Origin of the sequence: Lysinibacillus sp. FSL P4-0201, assembly GCF_038593425.1 — a bacterium.
Lineage (GTDB): Bacteria > Bacillota > Bacilli > Bacillales_A > Planococcaceae > Lysinibacillus > Lysinibacillus capsici.
Genome location: NZ_CP151995.1, coordinates 4,320,444 through 4,340,721, shown reverse-complemented (window position 1 = coordinate 4,340,721; position 20,278 = coordinate 4,320,444). Strand labels below are relative to the sequence as shown.

At 37.5% G+C, this 20,278-nt stretch carries 23 protein-coding genes; 19 read left to right on the top strand and 4 right to left on the bottom strand.

The features are described from left to right. Positions 1-102 precede the first annotated feature (102 nt). The 3 genes from MKY76_RS21860 to MKY76_RS21850 all read left to right on the top strand — a co-directional run bounded on the left by MKY76_RS21860 (position 103) and on the right by MKY76_RS21850 (position 3,269). Positions 103-468, top strand: coding sequence for a hypothetical protein (locus tag MKY76_RS21860; protein ID WP_342557153.1), 366 nt, complete (start codon positions 103-105; stop codon positions 466-468). A gap of 331 nt (positions 469-799) precedes the next feature. After that, positions 800-2,431, top strand: a complete 1,632-nt coding sequence (gene abc-f / locus MKY76_RS21855) for an ABC-F type ribosomal protection protein (RefSeq protein ID WP_342557152.1) — start codon at positions 800-802, stop codon at positions 2,429-2,431. Between the two features lie 70 nt (positions 2,432-2,501). Beyond that, positions 2,502-3,269, top strand: coding sequence for a hypothetical protein (locus MKY76_RS21850; RefSeq protein ID WP_342557151.1), 768 nt, complete (start codon positions 2,502-2,504; stop codon positions 3,267-3,269). A 41-nt stretch (positions 3,270-3,310) separates the two neighbouring features. Here MKY76_RS21850 and MKY76_RS21845 read toward each other — a convergent pair whose 3' ends face one another. Then, positions 3,311-3,802 carry an SRPBCC family protein gene (locus tag MKY76_RS21845; protein ID WP_231595683.1) on the bottom strand — a complete coding sequence of 164 codons (492 nt, stop codon included), beginning with the start codon at positions 3,800-3,802 and terminating at the stop codon, positions 3,311-3,313. A gap of 4 nt (positions 3,803-3,806) precedes the next feature. Further along, on the bottom strand, positions 3,807-5,198 hold the full coding sequence (locus tag MKY76_RS21840) for a PLP-dependent aminotransferase family protein (RefSeq protein WP_342557150.1): 1,392 nt from the start codon (positions 5,196-5,198) through the stop codon (positions 3,807-3,809). A 113-nt stretch (positions 5,199-5,311) separates the two neighbouring features. On the opposite strand from MKY76_RS21840, the gene MKY76_RS21835 reads away from it, so the two are divergent. Genes MKY76_RS21835 through MKY76_RS21825 form a run of 3 tightly spaced genes read left to right on the top strand, consistent with a single transcriptional unit; the run spans position 5,312 to position 7,580 of the window. After that, a complete protein-coding gene (locus tag MKY76_RS21835; protein WP_342557149.1) occupies positions 5,312-6,262 on the top strand; it encodes a proline dehydrogenase family protein in 951 nt (316 codons plus the stop codon). Between the two features lie 4 nt (positions 6,263-6,266). Further along, positions 6,267-7,160 (top strand): DMT family transporter, encoded by an 894-nt coding sequence (locus MKY76_RS21830; protein ID WP_342557148.1) that lies wholly within the window; start codon positions 6,267-6,269, stop codon positions 7,158-7,160. 54 nt (positions 7,161-7,214) lie between these two features. Beyond that, positions 7,215-7,580, top strand: coding sequence for a nuclear transport factor 2 family protein (locus tag MKY76_RS21825; protein WP_066037968.1), 366 nt, complete (start codon positions 7,215-7,217; stop codon positions 7,578-7,580). On the opposite strand, the gene MKY76_RS21820 is transcribed toward MKY76_RS21825, so the two are convergent. After that, positions 7,577-8,371, bottom strand: coding sequence for a sulfite exporter TauE/SafE family protein (locus MKY76_RS21820; RefSeq protein WP_342557147.1), 795 nt, complete (start codon positions 8,369-8,371; stop codon positions 7,577-7,579). The genes MKY76_RS21825 and MKY76_RS21820 overlap by 4 nt on opposite strands. Positions 8,372-8,483: 112 nt before the next feature. Between MKY76_RS21820 and MKY76_RS21815 the strand changes: the two genes are divergently transcribed. From MKY76_RS21815 to MKY76_RS21755, 13 genes are all read left to right on the top strand, one after another. Then, complete coding sequence (locus MKY76_RS21815) at positions 8,484-9,053, top strand: nucleotidyltransferase family protein (RefSeq protein WP_342557146.1); 570 nt, start codon at positions 8,484-8,486, stop codon at positions 9,051-9,053. A 17-nt stretch (positions 9,054-9,070) separates the two neighbouring features. Then, on the top strand, positions 9,071-9,535 hold the full coding sequence (locus tag MKY76_RS21810) for a DinB family protein (protein WP_342557145.1): 465 nt from the start codon (positions 9,071-9,073) through the stop codon (positions 9,533-9,535). 10 nt (positions 9,536-9,545) lie between these two features. Then, entirely contained in the window at positions 9,546-10,376 is an 831-nt protein-coding gene (locus MKY76_RS21805) for an AraC family transcriptional regulator (RefSeq protein WP_112116806.1), read from the top strand. Between the two features lie 204 nt (positions 10,377-10,580). Next, the gene (locus MKY76_RS21800; protein WP_342557144.1) at positions 10,581-11,564 is read left to right on the top strand and encodes an ABC transporter substrate-binding protein; all 984 of its coding nucleotides are present in this window, start codon (positions 10,581-10,583) and stop codon (positions 11,562-11,564) included. A 155-nt stretch (positions 11,565-11,719) separates the two neighbouring features. After that, positions 11,720-12,727, top strand: coding sequence for an iron ABC transporter permease (locus MKY76_RS21795; protein WP_342557143.1), 1,008 nt, complete (start codon positions 11,720-11,722; stop codon positions 12,725-12,727). A 28-nt stretch (positions 12,728-12,755) separates the two neighbouring features. Continuing rightward, complete coding sequence (locus tag MKY76_RS21790; RefSeq protein WP_016993066.1) at positions 12,756-13,751, top strand: iron ABC transporter permease; 996 nt, start codon at positions 12,756-12,758, stop codon at positions 13,749-13,751. A gap of 29 nt (positions 13,752-13,780) precedes the next feature. Beyond that, positions 13,781-14,560: an ABC transporter ATP-binding protein gene (locus MKY76_RS21785; RefSeq protein ID WP_066038038.1), complete on the top strand. Its 780-nt coding sequence runs from the start codon at positions 13,781-13,783 to the stop codon at positions 14,558-14,560. Next, the gene (locus MKY76_RS21780) at positions 14,560-15,330 is read left to right on the top strand and encodes an alpha/beta hydrolase-fold protein (RefSeq protein ID WP_112116804.1); all 771 of its coding nucleotides are present in this window, start codon (positions 14,560-14,562) and stop codon (positions 15,328-15,330) included. Before MKY76_RS21785 ends, MKY76_RS21780 begins: the two co-directional genes overlap by 1 nt. Positions 15,331-15,449: 119 nt before the next feature. Continuing rightward, positions 15,450-17,021 carry a BCCT family transporter gene (locus MKY76_RS21775; protein WP_257961884.1) on the top strand — a complete coding sequence of 524 codons (1,572 nt, stop codon included), beginning with the start codon at positions 15,450-15,452 and terminating at the stop codon, positions 17,019-17,021. A gap of 82 nt (positions 17,022-17,103) precedes the next feature. Then, a complete protein-coding gene (locus MKY76_RS21770) occupies positions 17,104-17,592 on the top strand; it encodes a GNAT family N-acetyltransferase (RefSeq protein ID WP_342557142.1) in 489 nt (162 codons plus the stop codon). Next, complete coding sequence (locus MKY76_RS21765; RefSeq protein ID WP_112116802.1) at positions 17,589-18,233, top strand: hypothetical protein; 645 nt, start codon at positions 17,589-17,591, stop codon at positions 18,231-18,233. Before MKY76_RS21770 ends, MKY76_RS21765 begins: the two co-directional genes overlap by 4 nt. Before the next feature lie 72 nt (positions 18,234-18,305). After that, entirely contained in the window at positions 18,306-18,785 is a 480-nt protein-coding gene (locus MKY76_RS21760) for a hypothetical protein (protein WP_257961886.1), read from the top strand. 266 nt (positions 18,786-19,051) lie between these two features. Then, positions 19,052-19,564, top strand: coding sequence for a YfiT family bacillithiol transferase (locus MKY76_RS21755; RefSeq protein ID WP_048394098.1), 513 nt, complete (start codon positions 19,052-19,054; stop codon positions 19,562-19,564). Positions 19,565-19,643: 79 nt separating this feature from the next. Here MKY76_RS21755 and MKY76_RS21750 read toward each other — a convergent pair whose 3' ends face one another. Further along, positions 19,644-20,261: an exosporium glycoprotein BclB-related protein gene (locus MKY76_RS21750; protein ID WP_048394100.1), complete on the bottom strand. Its 618-nt coding sequence runs from the start codon at positions 20,259-20,261 to the stop codon at positions 19,644-19,646. Positions 20,262-20,278: the final 17 nt, after the last annotated feature.

Genomic DNA, 20,278 nt, shown 5'->3' with positions numbered 1-20,278 from the left:
ATTATACAATAATAGGAACTAGGTTACCTTTGGTAAATGGGCAAAGGCTCAACGGTGAATCGCCCTTTTACATATATTGAATAATGTAAAAGGAGGGTTTGTGTGTATAATAATCCATTTAGAGAAGATAATTTTAGAAGACCTGGTGGTTGGGGAGGTTATAATGATTTTGAAACAACGTCATTTGGGCCAACTCATTTCGGCCCCCCTCCCACGGGACAAATGCCAATGAGCACACCACCAGGTTTTTCACCACCAATTCCTGCTTGGCGAGAAGGTTCTAGTGGTATACGCTCCTGTTTATTTAGAAATACGTATATTTGGATGAATAGTGGTAGAAGTTTTTGGTTTTTCCCAACAGCTGTAGGAAGGGAAATCATTGCTGGCTTTAGATGGAGTCGGAGATATGGCTGGTATTTCCGTACCATTTCTAGAAACCAAATTCGTTCCTATGAATGTTTTAGATAGACTTAGCTCAAGGTATGGAGTTTTATTTTTAAAAAAATGATGTTACAATGACGATAACGATGAATGAAGGGAAGATGGGTGGCTAATGAATAACTAATCTTAATTTTTGTATAGGAAATTTTATATTTCACGAACAACAAAAATAGGATTAGTCTGCCCATTTTTCATAATAATTGCTTTATATTCGCAAACCACTGCCGATATTTAGCTACTCCAAAGCTTGTTTTCACAATAATTTTGGAGCTTATTTGTGTATGATATTGTAGCGACTAATCCTTCCAAATGAATTGGAGGGATTTTTTTGTCCCTCCAACTGGAGAGGATGGATAGTATGAAGGAACTTTTAAAATTACAGGATGTACGTTATGAAGTAAAGGATATATTGTTATTTGAGCATGTGACAGGCACAGTAAAACAAGGCGAAGTCATCGGCATCATAGGGAGGAATGGTGCTGGGAAATCGACATTATTACAATTGATTCAAGGTACATTATCACCAACTATGGGAGCAATTCAGGGAGCACAGGCTTTAAAAATTACATTTGTTGAACAGGAGCTAGCTCATTTTGACAAACTAGAAGTATCCGCAAAAGAAGCTGATCTGCTGGCTAAGTGGCAGGTACCTAATGTGTCATTTGCAGCGTTAAGTGGGGGTGAAAAGCTGAAAATGCGTCTTGCAGAAGGTTTTTCCCAGAATGCTCAAATTTTATTACTTGATGAACCAACGAATCATTTAGATGAACGAAGTACCGCATTCCTCATCAGACAAGTACAAAACTATAAGGGGACAATCATCGTGGTATCACATGATCGCTATTTTTTAGATAAGGTTGCCACAAAAATCTGGTCTATTGAGGAAAAAAGCCTGATTGAACATGATGGCAATTATACAAGCTACATGGCTGATAGGGAACACCGACGATTAACACAACAACGTGCCTACGAGAAGCAGCAAAAAAACATTGAACGAATTGAGGCTCAAATGTCGGAACTGACGTGTTGGTCACAAAAGGGCCACGCCCAGTCAACAAAACTGGAAGGTTTTAAGGAGTACCATCGTGTGAAAGCAAAGCGTTTAGATTCTCAGGTGAAATCTAAGAAAAAGCGATTAGAGGCTGAACTTGCGAAGTCAAGAGTGGAAGCAGTGGAGCCAGAAGCAGAGATTCGTTTTTCTTTAGGCACGAATCAACGAGTTGGCAAGCGCTTACTGGAAATCAAACATTTATCTTTAAAATTTGGTGAACGCATACTATTTAACGATGTGAATATTACGGCTCAATTTGGAGATAAGATAGCTATCACAGGAAAGAATGGAAGTGGGAAAACAAGCTTTTTAAAAGTTCTTTTAGGCAAGCTAGAAGCTGAGGGTGAAGTATGGGTATCACCAGCTGCAAACATTGGTTATCTGACACAGGAAGTATTTGATTTACCACTTGATCAGACACCAGAGCAATATTTTTATCAAGAGACATTTGAAGAGCGTGCTAAAGTGCGCAACTTGATGAAGAATTTAGGGTTTACACTGACACATTGGACATCTCCCATAGGCAAAATGAGTATGGGAGAACGCGTAAAGTGTAAGCTGATGGCTTATATTTTAGAGGATAAAAATGTTCTTATTTTAGATGAGCCGACAAACCATCTTGATCTACCTTCTCGTGAGCAGTTAGAGCATACTCTTACTCAATATAATGGAACATTGCTTGTCGTTTCACATGATCGATACTTTCTAGAAAAAGTCACGAACAGTGTTTGGGAGCTTCACGGTCAGCACATCAAGAAAAAGTGGACAGAAGTCACACCGAATAAAGTGGATGATACAGCGGCTCACCGTTTAAAGCTTGAAACGGAAAGGCAAGAGATTTTAGGCAAACTGAGCTTTCTAACAGTAAAAGATAAGGACTACACAATGCTTGATCAGAAGTTTAATGAGCTGACGAAGCGCATCAATGAACTTCAATAGCTGAAGCGTTTAAGTTAACCTTTTTCAGGGGAAAATATGGAGAGAAGGCATTTCTTAAATGGGGGTTAACATGTTGAAAAAGGTAGTATTTCTCTTTTTATTGTTAAGCATTTGTAGCTTAAGTGCTTGTGCTGAACGAAATAAGAATGCACAAGAACATGAGATTGAAACAAGTACATCTGTAGCACTGTCTAATAATGATCAAATTGATGCGGTTCAAGCAACTGAAGCTCTTCAACAAATAAAGGAGCAGATACATTTCAATGTTCCAATAAAAATGCCAACAACGTTACCTATTGCAGAGGGTGCATTTTTATCAGCTACAGCAAGAACACAGGGCGACCAGGTTGAAGTTATTTTTTATGAGAGCAAAGAGAATATGCCAATTAACGATATTCGATTAAAGAAATCAGCGACTGTTATTGGAAGATTGCTGGTCAAGAAATATAAAAGTGTGGAAGGTGCAAGCACACAGATAGCATTTGATAATTTTAATCAAAATGGCGGGCAAGAGGTTGATCTTGGTTACAATATAAAAGGTTATCAAGATGCAGGCGCTGGTTCATTATGGACTGGTTGGAACGAAGGGCGATGGGCAATTGCCACTCATACACGAACTGATAATCCTGATGCAGGTGTCAAACTTGCTAAGCAGGCAGTAGCGTATTTAGAAAACCACATGCTACCTATTCCAAGGCAATATGGCATGGCTCAGCTAGATGTATATCAATCAGGTAATTTAATTGTGTGGCAGGATGAAAAGCTTGTTTACACACTGGATTCAATCAAAGATCCTTTAAAAGCACTAGCAATTGCTACAGCCTTTTATCAATCATAGAAATCCTAGAGTAATGATGCTCTAGGATTTTTTGTATTATTTTACTTTATACTATTCAGCATTTTTTGGTATTCGCTGAATCTTTGCTGCCATTCATCCATTGGGAAATATTGATGGTCAACGCCATTTAGTAGATCTTTTAACATATCAAGACAAATATGCCATCCTGCTAAATCCTTCGGTGTATGCTCTGTCAGATTTTGAAGTGTCTCCACTAATACCAATAAAGAACCCTTTTCAGTAGAAAATAATTCAAATCTCACCGTATCTGTTCCCCAACCAAATTCTAATACTTCTTTCTCAACATAATCTGTGATGGTTATTTCCTCAAAATTACCTGTTCCATCATTCATATTAAAATGTATTTTCCCGTTCTTACGTAGCTCAATGATTTCTAAATTACTCATCCATTTTTGTAGGTTTTCATTGTTAGTCATAGCGGCCCAAACGGCATCTATTGAATATAGTAATGGCCGTTTGAATGTAGCAATATGGTAATTTGATTGTTTTTCAATAGTAGCTAGCACAGACATCCTCCTAATGATAAATTGCTTGAAAAAGTCTAGTGATGCCTAGTTCAATTTCATGCTTTTGTAAATGACCATAGCCAATAATCAATCTGTTATTATATTTTCCCTTTTTAATTGTATGATCCTCTACTGGGTAAACCTTTACACCAAATTGTTCTATTTTCACTAATAAGTTTCGTGTAAAATCAATCTTCTCAAATTCTGCAACTAAGTGCATACCTGTAGAATAGCCAAATATTTTTATGTTATGTGAAAAAGTGGATTGTAAACATTGAATCAGAAAATCACGTTGGCTTTTATAGAACTTCTTCATTTTTGTGATATGTCTTTCCATATAGCCCTCCTGTATAAAGCGAGAAAGGATAAGCTGGTCTAAGGAAGGTGTATGTAAGTCCGTAAACCATTTTAATTGACGGCATTTTTCAGTAAGCTGTGTTGGAAGGATAATGTATCCTATTCTTAATGCGGGAGAGAGAATTTTACTAAAAGAACCGATGTAGAGAACTAGCTCTGGATCTAGGCCCTGTAAAGAGCTAACAGGTGGCCCTTCGTAGCGAAACTCACTATCATAATCATCTTCTATTAAAAAGCAATGATTCTTTCTAGCATACTCAATTAATTGAATTCTACGCTGAATAGGTAAGGTACTTCCTAAAGGAAATTGATGAGAAGGAGTTAGAAAGACAAGTTTAGGATCTATATTATCTGGTAATAGGCTTGTTTTCATCCCGAATTCATCTACTGGTACCGGATAAATGGTAGCACCAGAAGCTTTAAAGATAGTTTGAATATCATTCGTTATAGGATCTTCCATAATAGCAATATCATTAGATGACAGCAATAATCTCGACACAAGCATCATTGCCTGTGTCGCACCAGATGTAATAATAATTTGCTCTGGATGACATTCAACGCCCCTTGTCCTTAATAAGTAGTGGGCAAGAGTATGCCTTAATTCTATGCGCCCCTCTGGAACCCCGTATCCTAATATGGAGGACTCACTATCGTGCCATAGCTGGTGACTTATCCTCGCCCAAGTTTTACGAGGAAACAAGTCGAGTGCTGGAATACCCGAGCGTAAGTTTACAACCTCTTTCCCTACTATTGGATCTCCTGCTTTATTTGTAATAAGAGGTTTGGTCTGTTGTGGTAACAATGTGCCTTCTGCAACAAATGTACCAGCTCCTCTTCGTGCAATTAAAAATCCTTCGGCAAGTAACTGATCATAAGCTTCTAATATGACATTTCTTGATACTTTTAATTCTACTGAAAGCTCTCGTGTTGATACTAATTTTTCTCCTGCCTGAAGTTGTCCACTTAAAATTTTTTCCCGTATTTGCTGATAGATTTGACGATTTAAAGGAATATCTAATGCTCGATCTATAGGTATCCATAACATTTTACATACCTCCGATTTGAAAGTGGTACCTTTAAAATCACTTTAAAGTGGTTCTACAGTTACCAATTTTATCATGATAAAGTACTTACCAATACCGAAGAGGGGGAATAAATATGAAGAAAACAGAAGAATTAGTGATTCAGGCCTTAAAAGCCGCGGCACGAGACGAGCGCTTGAAATATGCGGTGCAGCAATCAACAGAGCTCTACCCATTATTATGGAAAGCAGCAAAAAGGTATGTAACAGGAGAAAAAAGAGAGGATGCCATCGCTGCTGCACGTAATTATCTTAATGACAATTATAATATCTCCATTGAATATATTGGGGAAAATACAACCAATTTAAGGGATTGTCAAAGAGCAAAGGATGAGCTTTTACAAGTAATTGAGGAAATGGGGATTTTATCTTTGAAGCAAACAGTATCTTTCGATTTATCTCATATAGGTCTTTCTATTAATGCTGAGATAGCTTATAAGCATCTTGAAGAGCTTACACAAAAAGCTCAGCAGTATGGAATAACTTTGATGATAAGTATGGAAGAATCCTCTAAGACTAATGATATTATCACTCTTTACAAAAAAATAGCAACGGAGTATACAAATGTTGGAATTACATTGCAAGTGCATCTTTATCGTACAAAGATAGATTTACAAGAACTTATGCAATATCCAGGGAAAATAAGACTTGTTAAAGGGGCTTTTCAAGAGTCTGTCGATATAGCCATGATCAGATCAGAAGAACTGAATAAGCATTATCTTGATTATGTTGATCAGTTAGTAAATGCGAATCATCCGTTATCAATCGCTACACATGATGAAATGCTTATTCAAGAGATAGAGCGACGTCAATATCTTGATAACTCAAATGTTGAAGTTGAGATGCTTTATGGTGTACGCCCTACATTACTCAATGAATTAAGAAGGAAAGATTATCGTTGTAGAGTATATTTAACGTATGGAAATGAGTGGTACTTATATCTTTGCCACCGAATTGCTGAACACCCTGAAAACCTATATTTAGCAGTAACCGATATTATTAATGAATCCATGGAACGAGTAGTATAGAAAAATGAATAGGTGGATCTGGAGTAGTGGGAAAGTTATTGTGGCGATGAGTATCGTTGGTAGTTCAGTTGTTGCGGGCAAATTGGTTGTTCAAAGTTTTCCAATTTTCTTAGCTAATGAACTAAGATTTCTTGTGGCTGCAATTATTTTGATTCCTTTGTGGATAAAGATAGAGGGATTTTCAACATTAAACAGAAAAGAGTTAGTAGCGATTTTTTTACAAGCGTTATTAGGGGTGTTTTTATTTAATCTATTAATGCTCCATGGTCTTTCAAAAACGACTGCTATGGAAGCTGGTATTATTACTGGTACTCTGCCAGTCTGCACGGCATTCCTATCCTATTTTATTTTGAAGGAGAAATTAACGAGGAATGTGGGTATTAGCATACTCCTTGCCGTAGTGGGAGCTATCTTTATGAACATTGCTAACTATTCTGCTACTAACCATTATTCAACTTCATTATTAGGCAATCTATTCATTTTAGGTGCAGTATTCTGTGAATCTTTATTTATCATCATTGGTAAGTTAATTTCTTATCGTATGAGTGCTCTTACAGTCTCAACTATGGTTAGCTTATTTGGCGTCATATTATTTTTCCCATTTGCTGTAGCTGAAAGCAGATATTTTGAATTTAAAGAAATATCAGTTGCAGAGTGGGGATTAGTATTGTATTTCGGCATTGTTGTAACCGTCATAGCGTTTCTTTTGATGCAACAGGGTCTTGCAGTAATTTCAGCATCTTGGGCAGGTGTACTTACTAGCTTATTGCCAATTAGTAGTATGATTTTATCTTCTATTCTATTGGATGAAAAAATAACTAATCTTCAGGTCTGTGGTTTTTTCTTAATTATAGCTGCCATCTATTTACTGTCAAAGCAGAAAGGGATACAGAACTAGTGATTTATAAAAAGTTAATTATCGGATAATATTGTGAAAAAAGGAGGGGTGAAGATGACACATCAACAAGCATTGGAACATTATATCCAAGCAACAAATACCCATGATTTTAATCAAGTAAAGGCAATTTTGCATCCACAAGCAATTTATTGGTTCTCTGATAAAACATGCACAACAACAGAGGAGATTGAGGCTTATTTCAAGCATGCATGGAATGTCATTAAAGAAGAGGTTTATTCAGCTACTGATGTAAAATGGTTAACCGTTGATGAAACGACGGCTACCTGTCTTTATACATATCACTATGAAGGCTATCATAACGAAAAGTTTGTATCAGGTAGCGGTAGAGCAACTAATATTTTTACATTAGTTAACGATCAATGGAAGGTAATTCATGAGCATTTGAGTAGTGGTCATTAAATTATTTTCAATGTAACTTGAACAAGCAACAATATAATAATCAATGTTAGTAGTGTTTTGGCTATTTTTAATGGAATGTATGGGAGCACTATAAGACCTAATTGGGAGCCTATAATGGAGCCAACTGCCATAGCAATTGCATAGTGCCATTGAATAAAGCCAGTGTGATAAAACACAATAAATGCTCCTGTACAGCTCCCGAAGAGGAGTACTCGAGTGAGCTGTACAGCCTTTATGTAAGTATGATGAGTACGTAGATAGTGTAAGATGCTAAATGTCGAAGAGCCAGGGCCGAAACCACCATCATACATAGCGATGAAAAATGGTTGCCAAAAATGAGGTGCTTGATGTTCTAGCGAATCAGGAACTTCCGTCCACGCCTTATTTTTTAAAGTTACGACTAAAGCCAAAAGAAGTAGTACACAGGCCATATAGTTCATAGTTTGCTCAGACAGTGAAACCGCTAAAAGTGAGCCGCAAATCCCCCCAACAATAGCAAGAGCTATATATTTGATGATAGATGGGAGATGTAGCTCCTTCTGATAGAGTAGATAAAAAATACTGGATAAAGACGAAATGCCTGTCGAAAATTTGTTTGTGGCAATACTTGTTTGAATAGGGATACCGACAAGCATCATGGCAGGAAGTGTAATTAGTCCACCACCTCCCGCAAGTGTACCAATAAAAGCAGATACCATTCCGATACATATGAGTGTTAAAGAAATGTTTGTATAGAAAAGTCCAACTAAGCTAAGTAGTACAAATAATAACAGCATGATCATTTTATTCATAAGCTTCTCCCTTTCTTTTATTAGCTTTAGGGTAAATGGTGTTAATGTATAAATCTAATATATAATTTTTAATGATTTATAAATTTAATTTATATTAATGGAGGCTGACAGAATGAGGTTGCTTCAATCGGAGGAAGAGCTGAAGAACTTAATTGCATCTGATGACTGGGTGATGAGCATTTTATCCACAGTAGAAAACTTGCAACTACCAGATTGGTGGATATGCGCAGGAATTATTCGCTCAAAGGTATGGGATTACCTTCACAATAAGGAGGAAAGAACACCAATTGCTGATATTGATGTGATATATTTTGATAAAGAAAATTTAGCAGAAGAAGTAGAGAAGCAGTATGAGCAAGAACTGAGAAAGTTATCTCCAAACGAGCCTTGGTCCGTGAAAAATCAAGCACGAATGCATGTCCTAAATGGTAGTAAACCATATCAGTCTGCTGTTGATGGAATCTCTCATTTCCCAGAAATCCCAACGGCAATTGGAGTAAAATTATCAGATGGGGTACTAGAGATTGCAGCACCGTACGGTATTCATCTTTTAGGAGCAGGCATAGTAGAGCCAACATCGTTTTACCTAGAAAATAAGTATGCCTATGCGATTTATCGTCAAAGAATTCAGCATAAACAATGGCATTTATGTTGGCCAGAATTGAAAATTCATCTTCAATAAAGAAAGAGGGGGAACAATTGCAACAAGATAAAACCTATGTCATTAAACACTATATAAATTCTTTAGATTGGATAGATAATTTACGAGGGTTATCTGAGGCACAATGGCGTATGCCCATTGAACCTGGGAAATGGTCGGTTGCAGAGGTAATTGGGCATCTTCCTCCATGGGACAAGTTTGTGCAAAAGTACCGAATTCCTTTTCTCTTTACAGATGAGCGTCTGCCGAAAGGGCCAGATGTAGCACATTTGAATTCGATGGCAGCTAAGAAAAGCCGTGAACAAACAATGGAGGAAACATTGAATGATTTTATTTCCACAAGGCGTCAATTATTGCAGGACATTCAGCAATGGACAGACGAGCAATGGCAACAGTCATTTAAAATTGGGCAGTCAGAAATGACTATAATCGACTATTTTGTTGGATTAATCAATCATGATTTACATCATTTTTCACAGATTCAGAATGTTATACATGTATAGGAGTTAGCATATGGATATCAAGTATTTAATTGATTACTTTGCACATGCTTCTGTAAAATTTACAGATGTTTTTACTAAAAAAATGGAGCCAGGTGAAGTAGATGCTGGTAGAACAACAGCTCCAGAAAAGTGTGGTTTAGTAGTGCCACTTGCAGGGAGTGCGATCTTTAGCTTTAATGGAACCCCCTATATGATGGAGCCAGGAATGATTGCCCATGCTGGCCCCCAAATGCCGATAGAAGTGAGAGCGACTGGCCATAAAGGTTGGGAGTATGCAGTTGTTCATTACAGCCTACCTACAGAAGAAATAAATCTATATCCACTAGCCGAGCAACATTTTCTAATCAATACAGGCTTTAACACACAAATTATTAGCCATGTTCAGCAATTAGTAGAAAGCTATTCCTTTCCTGGTAATATGGCTTTATTCAAGTCTAAGACATTATTTATGAATTTGTTGGAAGATATCCTTGTAGCGGCAAAAATGCAGGTTTTAGATAGTGCCAGCGAATTAATGGAACAGGCATTACAGTATATACACGAAAATTATGCACAGCAAATCTCAGTATCAAATATCTCGATGGAATTGGGCATTGAGCGTCGTCGTTTTGCTTATTTATTTGAGCAGCATACAGGTATGAATCCAAGTACATATATAACAGAATACCGTATACGACGTGCGAAAGACTTACTAGAATATGGTGGAATACCTGTAGCTGAAATTGCAGAATGTGTTGGGTATGTAGATTGTTTTTATTTTAGCAGAGTATTTAAAAAGTGTACGGGTTTATCTCCCTCAGCCTATCGCAAGTTAAAAATAGAGGAAGCCAGATATGTATAATTGACTGTTTCTTATAAAAAAGAAGCAGTTTTTTTATTGCTTAAATCGGCAAAAATCCATGTCATTTTCGAAATCGTCCATTCACAATCTTTTTTCACTTTGTTAGGATAGTATCCGTAAATGATAATGAGTATCAATTATATATTGACTTATATATGAAAACGATTATCATTATCAATATGAGATCGTTAGGGGAGAATATCTATGAATAAATATTTTAAAATGTGTGCACCAACACTATTAGCATTATCACTGGCCGCATGTGGAACAGACAAAGCAGAGGAATCAACATCAACAGCTAATACAGCAGAGACAAGTGCAACAGAATCACAGACAGAGCAAGCTAAATCAACGCAGACCATCACGTACTTAGGCGAGCAATATGAGCTACCAGCCGAAGTAAAGAACATTGTCGCTGCCAGTCTTGAATCAATGGAAGATGCGGCAATGCTTGGTATTAAGCCAGTAGGTGTTCTAGAAGTAGGTGGAAAAGTTCCTGCCTATCTAGCAACAGATTTTGAAGGAGCTACACTTGTAGGAAATAAAATGGAGCCAAATACAGAAGCCATTCTTAATCTGGATCCTGATGTAATTGTGGGTACTTCGAAATTCCCTGAAGAAACGGCTGAAAAGCTCAACAAAATTCAAACAATGATTCCATACTCACATATTTCAACAAATTGGAAAGAAAATTTAACATTGCTTGCACAATTAGCTGGGAAGGAAGAGGATGCAAAGAAAATCATCTCTGACTATGAAGCCAAAGTTGCTGATGCCCAAGTAAAATCCAAGGAGCAATTAGCAGATAAGCAAGTATTAATCATCCGTGTTCGTGGTGGAGTGATGTACATCTATCCAGCAGGCGTTTATTTAAACCCTGTTCTATATGAAGATTTAGGAGCACCAGTACCAGAAGTTGTTACAACAGCTAAGGCGCAAGCGGAACTATCACTTGAAACATTAGCACAAGTAAATCCAGATGTGATTTTCCTGCAATTCGAGGATTCAGAGAATAAGGATACGCCAAAAGCTTTAGAGGAGCTACAAAAGAATCCAATTTTCACTAGCTTAAAGGCAACACAAAATAATCAAGTTTTTGTCAACACAATTGAGCCATTAGCACAAGGTGGTACTGCTTGGTCTAAGGTGAAATTCTTAGATGCTGCAGCTGAAAAATTATTTAAATAGTATAAACAGGCTGGTAGTAGATTTGGTGGTATCACCGGGCTATTACCAGCCTTTTGTAAGATGTGGCATTTTTCATTGCAGGCAGTTGTTAAGGGTATACACTTAAGTGATTGATATTGTGTACCGCAAAATGGATAAAGAAAAAGGTGTGAAAGTTGAAAAAAACAAACAAAGTGTCGTTTTCAATATTAGCGATATCTCCTTTCCTTATTGCCCTTGTGGCACTTATTTCTGTTATGTATGGGACAAAAGATATTAGTGCCATTACAGTATGGCAGTCGATGACAGCATTTGATCCATCGGATGTCGATCATCAAATTATAAGAACAGGCCGTATTCCAAGAGTTGCCGCGGTATTACTAGTTGGAGCATTTTTAGCAATTGCCGGTGCAGTCATGCAGGGGATTACACGAAACTATTTAGCCTCGCCTTCATTAATGGGTGTAAATGATGGCTCTGCATTTGTCATTACATTAGCCGTTGTTTTTTTTCCAGGGCTACCAAACTATCAAATGATTTTATTATCGATGCTTGGTTCTGCATTGGGAGCTGGTATTGTCTTTGGTTTTGGCTCGTTAATCCGCAATGGCTTATCTCCAGTAAGGCTAGCCATAATTGGAACGGTCATTGGCACATTTTTAAGTAGTATTGCTACTGCCATTGCGATGTATTTCCAAGTATCACAAACAGTAAGTGCTTGGTATAACACAAAGGTACATATGGTAAATATGGATATGCTGATCCTTTCTATTCCATTTGGTTTAACTGGGTTGATCTTGGCTTTATTATCAGCAAAAGCGATTACCATTACTTCATTAGGTGAAGATATTGCCATGGGGCTAGGACAGAAAACAAAAGCAGTACGTATTATTAGCATGCTAGCTGTCGTATGTTTGACAGGGACAGCGGTTGCACTTGTAGGGAAAATCGCCTTTGTAGGGTTAGTCATACCACATATTACACGCTTCCTTGTTGGTGTTGATTATCGCTATATTATTCCTTGTGCAGCTGTCATTGGAGCCTTTTTCTTAGCGCTTTGTGATGTCCTGAGCCGCGTTGTCAATTATCCATTTGAAACGCCAATTGGTGTCTTAACCGCATTGGTCGGTGTACCATTCTTCTTATATTTAGTTCGTAAGCACGGAGGTGAAAAACGTGCGTAAAAAAACCTCAAGTGTATTCTTTTTAACCATGCTGATGCTTGTTTTAATGATTTTAGTTGCGAGCTATTTACATATTACAAATGGTGTTTTTGATATGTCTGTAATGGATGTCATCAAAACATTGCTGCGGATCGAGTCAAATTCAAAGTTTGATCTTGTTATATTTGAATTCCGTTTACCTCGGATTGTCATTGCTGGACTTGTCGGTATTGGCTTAGGTATGGCAGGAGTTGTATTACAGGGGATTACACGCAATGGACTAGCAGATCCAGGAATATTAGGGATTAATGCTGGAGCTGGTGCAGCAGTCGTACTATTCATGTACTTCTTTCAAGTAAAGCTAGTGAGTGCAGATATGAACAGCTGGATGTCAATTTTAATGATGCCACTATTCGGTTTTATCGGTGGAACAATTGCAGCTATCCTGATTTTTTCATTTGCTTTAAAAAATGGTCATCTGGATATGCAGCGATTAATCTTAACTGGTATAGCTATCAATAGTGGATTTGGAGCTTTGTCCTTGTTCCTATCCTTAAAAATGAGTGCACAAGATTTTGAATCAGCGGCTATTTGGATGGCAGGTTCAATTTATAATGCGAATTGGATCTTTGCGCTTACGATGCTACCTTGGCTTTTGATTTTAGGAATATATGTTCATAGAAAATCATATTTACTCGATTATTTTCAGCTTGAAGAGGATAGCATCACAAGTTTAGGAATAGCTGTTGAAAAGGAGAAAATGAAGCTGTTACTAGCCAGTGTAGGTCTTGTCAGTGCTTGTGTGTCTGTATCAGGGAGTATTGGCTTCATAGGTTTAATGGCCCCACACATTGCCAAGCAGCTTGTTGGTATTCAGCACCGTTACGTTATGCCAGTGAGTGCTTTAATTGGTGCAGGTCTGTTAATCCTCGCTGATTTTATTGGTAAAACCGTTTTTGCACCATCGGAACTGGCTGTAGGTATTGTTGTTTCAATTATTGGGATTCCGTATTTCTTGTATTTACTGGTGAAATCTAAGGCATAGGAGGAAATGGCGTGCAAACTGCATTTAGAATGGAAAATTTGGCTTCAGGTTATGAGCAGGTACGTGTCTTTGAAGGGTTAAATTTAACGATAGAAGAGGGCAAAGTGACTACAATCATCGGTCCAAATGGTTGTGGTAAATCTACACTCCTTAAAACGATAGGACGTATTTTAAAAAAACAACAAGGTACGGTATATTTGCAGGAGCAAAATATGCAAAATTTATCGACTAAAGATATTGCCAAGAAACTAGCAATATTATCTCAAACACCGATAGCTCCTGGTCAATTGAAAGTGGAGGAGTTAATTGCGTATGGTCGCTATCCACATCGCAACAATGTCAATCGTTTAACGAATAAGGATGAGGAAATGATTGAATGGGCTTTAACAGTTACTAATACGATGGAATATCGAAATAGGGAGCTTGCCCAGCTTTCAGGAGGTCAGCGTCAGCGTGTTTGGCTAGCTATGGCCTTAGCACAAGAAACAAATATCTTGCTATTGGATGAACCTACTACTTATTTAGATATGGCGCATCAGCTAGAGGTATTGGACATTGTTAAAAGTTTAAATGAGCACCACAGCTGTACAGTAGTGATGGTTCTACATGATATTAACCACGCGGCCAGATATTCAGATCATCTTATTGCAATGCGTAAGGGTACTATTATGCAAACTGGCACGCCACAGGAAATTTTAAGTGCTGAGGTAATGCGTAAAGTATTTAATATTGATGCACGCATTATGGAAGATCCTGTAACCAATACACCTGTATGTTATGGCTATGAAATTTTGAAGGAGGATATCTAATGAATACAACTAAAGTAGACTACATTACACAACATATGACTTCAAAATTGACAAATTATTTGTACACGATTAATATCTATGTGCCAGAGGAGGAAGCGCCACAAGATGGCTTTCCAGTTTTGTATGTACTTGATGGCTCATCCTATTTTAACCTTGTAAAGGAAGCGGTGCGTCTACAAAGTCGTAATGCACCAAAAACAGGTATCCTTCCAGCTATTGTTATTGGAATTGGTCATGGCGACGATATGCGTGAAAGAAGATTTTATGATTTTACAGCACCTGCGGAGTCTTATATTTATCCAGCAAGATTTAAAGGAAAAGGTCATGAGAAGCTTGGAGGAGCAGTGGATTTTAGTCGCTTTATAGAAGAAGAGCTAAAGCCGACGATTGAGGCACAATATCCAGTAAATCAAGCACAGCAAGCTTTATTTGGTCATTCCCTAGGAGGTTACTTTGCACTGTGGCAACTATTTCACCACCAATCCAGCTTCCAGCGCTATCTAGCTATTAGCCCATCCATTTGGTGGAATGAGCATGAATTAGTGCAGTGTGCTTCAGTATTTCTGAACGAGCATCAAGACATGAACGAAACTTTGTTTTTGAGCGCTGGTGAACTTGAAACCTTTATGGTGGATGATGCGCGCCAAATGGCGACAGTATTAGAAAAAATAATGAATGTTGAATTTTATGAGGCTTTAAACGAAAATCATGCTTCGATCGTACCAACTGTTATGAGTAGAGCCATACGTTTTATGCATAAATCACATTAATAGTAGACCGCATTGTCTTTTGATAATGCGGTTTCTTTTTTATTTATTAATAAAATTAACGAATGATACGCATAATAAAGGAAATTTGGTCATCTGTCTGGGATAAATGGAGGCGCTGTATGCAAAATAAAATTTTAAGAAACCCAGTATTTCTTATTTCAAGTGGAGCAATTTTTCTTTTGGTCATTATCGGAGCAACGATACCAGAAAAATTTAAGAACGTAGCAAACAGCGTATTTCATATGACAACGGATTATTTTGGCTGGTTTTATTTAATGTCAGTCTTTATTATCGTTATTTTTTTATTTGGCTTGGCAATTAGCAAATATGGTACCATTCGCCTTGGATCGGAAGATGGTCGCCCTGAGTTTAGTTTTCTAACTTGGATTTCCATGCTCTTTTCAGCTGGACTTGGTGTCGGTTTGGTCTTCTGGGGAGTAGCTGAGCCAATGAGTCATTATTTTTCACCACCCTTCAGTGACACAAAACCGCTATCAACGGATGCAGCCCGACTGGCGATGGGATATTCATTCTTTCATTGGGGATTAAGCCAGTGGTCTGTTTATGCCATATTGGGCCTTGTTATGGCCTTTGTACAATTCAATAAAAAAAGAAATATGCTCATCTCCACTGCTTTAGAGCCTGTCACTGGAACAAATCGAGTCGTTAAAGGAACGATCGATATTCTCGCCGTAATTGCTACCGTCATGGGGGTAGCAACGTCTATAGGGCTAGGCGTATTACAAACAAATGGAGGTTTGACATTTGTCTTTGGTTTGCCAGATACATTTATCTTGCAAGTGGCCATTATTCTTATCATGTTTATTGGCTATATGTTATCAGCCACAACAGGTCTACAAAAAGGGATGAAGATTCTGAGTAATGTCAATATGACTTTAGCAATCGTCTTACTCTTATTTGTTTTTATTACAGGCCCAACAATCTTTATACTTGAAACCTTTACATTAGCTATTGGTGATTATATTTCAAATTTTATTCAATATAGTTTAAGGATGCAGCCATATGTTGGTGGAACTTGGGTGAAGGATTGGACAATCTTTTACTGGGCATGGGCGATTGCTTGGTCACCATTTGTAGGCTCCTTTATAGCTCGTGTATCCAAAGGCAGGACTATACGAGAATTTATTATAGGTGTATTAATTATTCCGCCCCTCATTGCCTGCTTTTGGATCGCGACCTTTGGAGGAACTGCGATGTGGTTTGATTTACATCAAGATGCACAAATCGCTCAATCTGTTCATAATGATGTAACGGTTGCTCTTTTCCAGCTTTTTGAACACTTACCACTTTCAATGATTGCATCCACAATTGGAATACTTTTAATCATAATATTTTTAATTACCTCTGCTGATTCCGCCACCTTTATTATGGCAAGTATGACGACAAAAGGATCTTTAAATCCCACCATTTTATCAAAGTTTGTATGGGGTGTTTTGATGGCAGCTATTTCAGGTGTTTTATTGTATACAGGAGGTCTTGAAGCATTACAAACGGCCTCGTTAATTGCTGCATTACCCTTTACAGTGGTGTTACTTTTATTAATGATTTCTTATATTAAGATGATGAAGGAAGAGATTATTCCTCTTAAGAAAAAGGATATCCAACGTTTGAAAATAGCGAGAAAGCATATTGAAAAGGAAGCAAAAGTGAAAAACAAACATACTAAGTAGTAGGCCGTATTCGAAATAATACGGTTTCTTTTTGTTTTAATATGCACTATTATGAATAAAAAACGATGAGAGGTGGTTTAGGATGGAAATTGTTTTAGCACAGAGCAAGGTAGCCCCAGTTATACATCAGGTGATGCTACAGGCGTTTCAAGAATATGAAAAAGCTACTCCACCATCCAGTGCACTAAGTGAAACGGTGGATTCTATTGAGCAGGCAATGCAGCAAAGTGAACAAGCGTTTATTGGCTATATCGAAAAACAGCCAGTTGCCATGGTAAGGTTTACCCTCAGTACAAAGGGAATTTATTTTTTTAGACTTTCAGTTATCCCAGAAAGACAGGGACAAGGTTTAGCTAAAACACTAATTTCTTGGCTTGAACAATATACACTATCGAAGGGGATTACAATTAGTCAGTGCAAAGTACGTATGAGTGTTCCACGTAATATTGAGTTATATCGTTCTTTAGGTTATGTTGTAACGAAAGAGGAAATGGTGAAGAATCGTAATGGTAACTCTCTAATAATAGCAACAATGGAAAAGAGACTTTCCAATGAGGAGGAGTTTAATTGAGAAAAAAGGTCGCCTGCTTGCATGCTCATTATTCCAATATACAATACATTGAGCAGGCTTTTCAAAGCGCTGAAGACATAGAGATACTCCATTTTGTAGACCCTGGCGTGATACAGCACGTGTCTAAAGGTAGTGATGGTTTAGCACGTAAAGTTAAGGAGCAAATTGAATGGATAATTAGCTGTGATGTGGATGCCATTTTAATAACGTGTACAAATTATATTGCTTTATTAGAGGATGAAACTTTGTTCGATCCCTCGATCCCTATCATAAAGATAGATGAGCCCTATTTTGAAAGTATATGTAAGCAACAGCCTCAATTTATTCTTTTTACAAATCCTGCAACTGTCGAAGGAACGATGGCAAGACTTCACCAATATGCTAAGCATCAAGGAGTATCAGTAGATGTAGAGGGAAAAATTATTGAGCATACATTTAATCTCATTATGCAGGGGAAAAAGGAAGCCTATGATGATGCTATTTTAAGGGCTTTACATACTTTGTCAGCTGAAGAAAAATCCATATCAGTTGCCCAGCTATCGATGGTGGATGCAGCACAACGATTTGAAGATCACACGGCGATTACAATTCTCCATCCATTAAAGTCATTAGTTGATATTGTAAAGAGTACGATAAAATGATAGTTTCATAATTTACAGAATTATCTGTAACAATCTGGTTAAAACAAACGTTTCATAAGAAAGGGGGATGTTATGAAACGAGTTGTATTTGGATGTATATTGCTATTATTTTTAGTGGGTTGTACAGACAAAGCAAATGTTACAATGCCAGAGGATCTACCTGATTTTGTGCAAGAAAGTGATATTGCATCAGTTGATTGGAATCAAAAGGCAGTGGAATTTGGTGATAGAGGCATTATTGGTAATGCTGATAAGTCGGGTGTCATTGGTGCGAATATGCCTAGTCTAAGCACACAAAAATGGATGTGGCATCTATGGGGAATAGATGAAGTACGAGATACAGAATTAACAGTTATTGGATACCATAGAGACTCTAAAGTCATACAACCGATTTTAGCGAATGGTTGGAGCATAGGACTCGGAGGACCTGTTAATGGAGCAGATGCTCATACACCTTCTCATGTGAAAGTTCCTAAGCCTGGTGAATGGGCTATTCTACTGTATACAAATGAAAAATACTTTGATACGTTGATATACGATATCCAGGAATAATAGTAAACCCTTATTTTGTAAGTATTTATACTTATAAAATAAGGGTTTTTGATGTTTGTATATGTATTGGGAAAGGAGGTGTATGGTGTGCGCATGTAAGCTTGCATTGTGTATTGCTTTCATATTTCTGAAATGCACAAGATGCTGAAGACGCCATTCAGAAATTTAAATGCGAAAAGCTATTGAACATAGATAATTACAGTGCATGGTTGTAGCAAGAAAAATATTAAATTGGTAATATAAAAAATAAAATGGAGGTCAGCAGTATGAAAGATTTACGTTATCCCATTGGACAATTCCAATTTCCCAAAGAAATGAATTCACAGCAAGTACTAGAGTGGATTAATGAAATTCGTTTGTTACCAAAACAACTTGCAGAGGCATTAAGTGGTGCAAGCGAGCAAGACTTAGTAAAATCTTACCGTGAAAATGGCTGGACTGTGACACAGCTAGTCCATCATATTGCTGATAGTCATATGAATAGCTATATTCGTTTTAAGCTAGCGTTAACAGAGGATGTACCAACCATTAAGCCATACAATGAGGCAGAATGGGCACAGCTACCAGATTCTGAAATGCCAGTAGCAATTTCTTTTAATTTAATTGAAAGCTTACATGAACGTTGGGTTTATTTACTGTCAAGCTTATCGGATGAACAATTACAAAGAGCCTTTAATCATCCTGATTCAGGCCTAACGACTCTTGAGCATGCAATTGGCCTTTATGCATGGCATGGTAAGCATCATTTGGCACATATTCAGAATGCTTTGGTTAAATAAATATGGATGTTTTATGAAAAAACAAGTGATTTCTGCTAATGAGGAAATCACTTGTTTTCATTTTTTATTTAAGTTTATTTTATACGATAGTAATACCAGCACTTGCGTTACCAGCAAGTGTAGCAGCAACTCCTGTAGTAGTCATAGAGAATACCATTAGTAAACGATCACCAGTACTTACAGGTACTGAAACGTTTGCATTACCACTTGCAATCGTACCTACTGCCAATGCTATTAGTGGTAAAGGTGGTAATAAATCAACAAATGCTGCAGTAGGGCTGAATACATTGCTTCCTTGAACTGCGCGGTAAATCTGTGCTCTGACAGTTGCTGTTCCAGTTAGAGTTAAAGCAGCAGTTGCTGAGATTGTAGCAGAAATAGATGTAATAGTACCTGGACGTGGAACCGTAAATGCTTCTGTAGCAGCAGAAGTTGTTAAATCAATATTAACGCCAGCAAGAGTAATCCCTGGAACTGCTGTACCAAAACCTACAAGACTTACAGTTGCAATTAAACCAGTAGCAGCAGCTACTAATGCAACAGGAGTTATTCCTGATGAGAATGGGATAATAGAACCAGTAGCTACTGGTGGAGTAATACATGCAGCGTCAATTGCAACAAAAGGTCCCAGTGCAGTACACTCCCCGTTACCATGACCGTTACCTGAACAGCCACACATTGAGTTATTCAAACACATTTTTACACCCCCTTTCT

Bases quoted from the DNA above. Each gene is read 5' to 3' on its own strand.
- MKY76_RS21755 (WP_048394098.1), top strand. From the start codon at position 19,052: ATGAAAGATTTACGTTATCCCATTGGACAATTCCAATTTCCCAAAGAA.
- MKY76_RS21850 (WP_342557151.1), top strand. From the start codon at position 2,502: ATGTTGAAAAAGGTAGTATTTCTCTTTTTATTGTTAAGCATTTGTAGC.
- MKY76_RS21800 (WP_342557144.1), top strand. From the start codon at position 10,581: ATGAATAAATATTTTAAAATGTGTGCACCAACACTATTAGCATTATCA.
- MKY76_RS21760 (WP_257961886.1), top strand. From the start codon at position 18,306: ATGAAACGAGTTGTATTTGGATGTATATTGCTATTATTTTTAGTGGGT.
- MKY76_RS21770 (WP_342557142.1), top strand. From the start codon at position 17,104: ATGGAAATTGTTTTAGCACAGAGCAAGGTAGCCCCAGTTATACATCAG.
- MKY76_RS21825 (WP_066037968.1), top strand. From the start codon at position 7,215: ATGACACATCAACAAGCATTGGAACATTATATCCAAGCAACAAATACC.
- MKY76_RS21820 (WP_342557147.1), bottom strand. From the start codon at position 8,371: ATGAATAAAATGATCATGCTGTTATTATTTGTACTACTTAGCTTAGTT.
- MKY76_RS21805 (WP_112116806.1), top strand. From the start codon at position 9,546: ATGGATATCAAGTATTTAATTGATTACTTTGCACATGCTTCTGTAAAA.
- MKY76_RS21785 (WP_066038038.1), top strand. From the start codon at position 13,781: ATGGAAAATTTGGCTTCAGGTTATGAGCAGGTACGTGTCTTTGAAGGG.
- MKY76_RS21750 (WP_048394100.1), bottom strand. From the start codon at position 20,261: ATGTGTTTGAATAACTCAATGTGTGGCTGTTCAGGTAACGGTCATGGT.
- MKY76_RS21835 (WP_342557149.1), top strand. From the start codon at position 5,312: ATGAAGAAAACAGAAGAATTAGTGATTCAGGCCTTAAAAGCCGCGGCA.
- MKY76_RS21775 (WP_257961884.1), top strand. From the start codon at position 15,450: ATGCAAAATAAAATTTTAAGAAACCCAGTATTTCTTATTTCAAGTGGA.
- MKY76_RS21815 (WP_342557146.1), top strand. From the start codon at position 8,484: ATGAGGTTGCTTCAATCGGAGGAAGAGCTGAAGAACTTAATTGCATCT.
- MKY76_RS21845 (WP_231595683.1), bottom strand. From the start codon at position 3,802: ATGTCTGTGCTAGCTACTATTGAAAAACAATCAAATTACCATATTGCT.
- MKY76_RS21780 (WP_112116804.1), top strand. From the start codon at position 14,560: ATGAATACAACTAAAGTAGACTACATTACACAACATATGACTTCAAAA.
- MKY76_RS21830 (WP_342557148.1), top strand. From the start codon at position 6,267: ATGAATAGGTGGATCTGGAGTAGTGGGAAAGTTATTGTGGCGATGAGT.
- abc-f (WP_342557152.1), top strand. From the start codon at position 800: ATGAAGGAACTTTTAAAATTACAGGATGTACGTTATGAAGTAAAGGAT.
- MKY76_RS21790 (WP_016993066.1), top strand. From the start codon at position 12,756: ATGCTGATGCTTGTTTTAATGATTTTAGTTGCGAGCTATTTACATATT.
- MKY76_RS21840 (WP_342557150.1), bottom strand. From the start codon at position 5,198: ATGTTATGGATACCTATAGATCGAGCATTAGATATTCCTTTAAATCGT.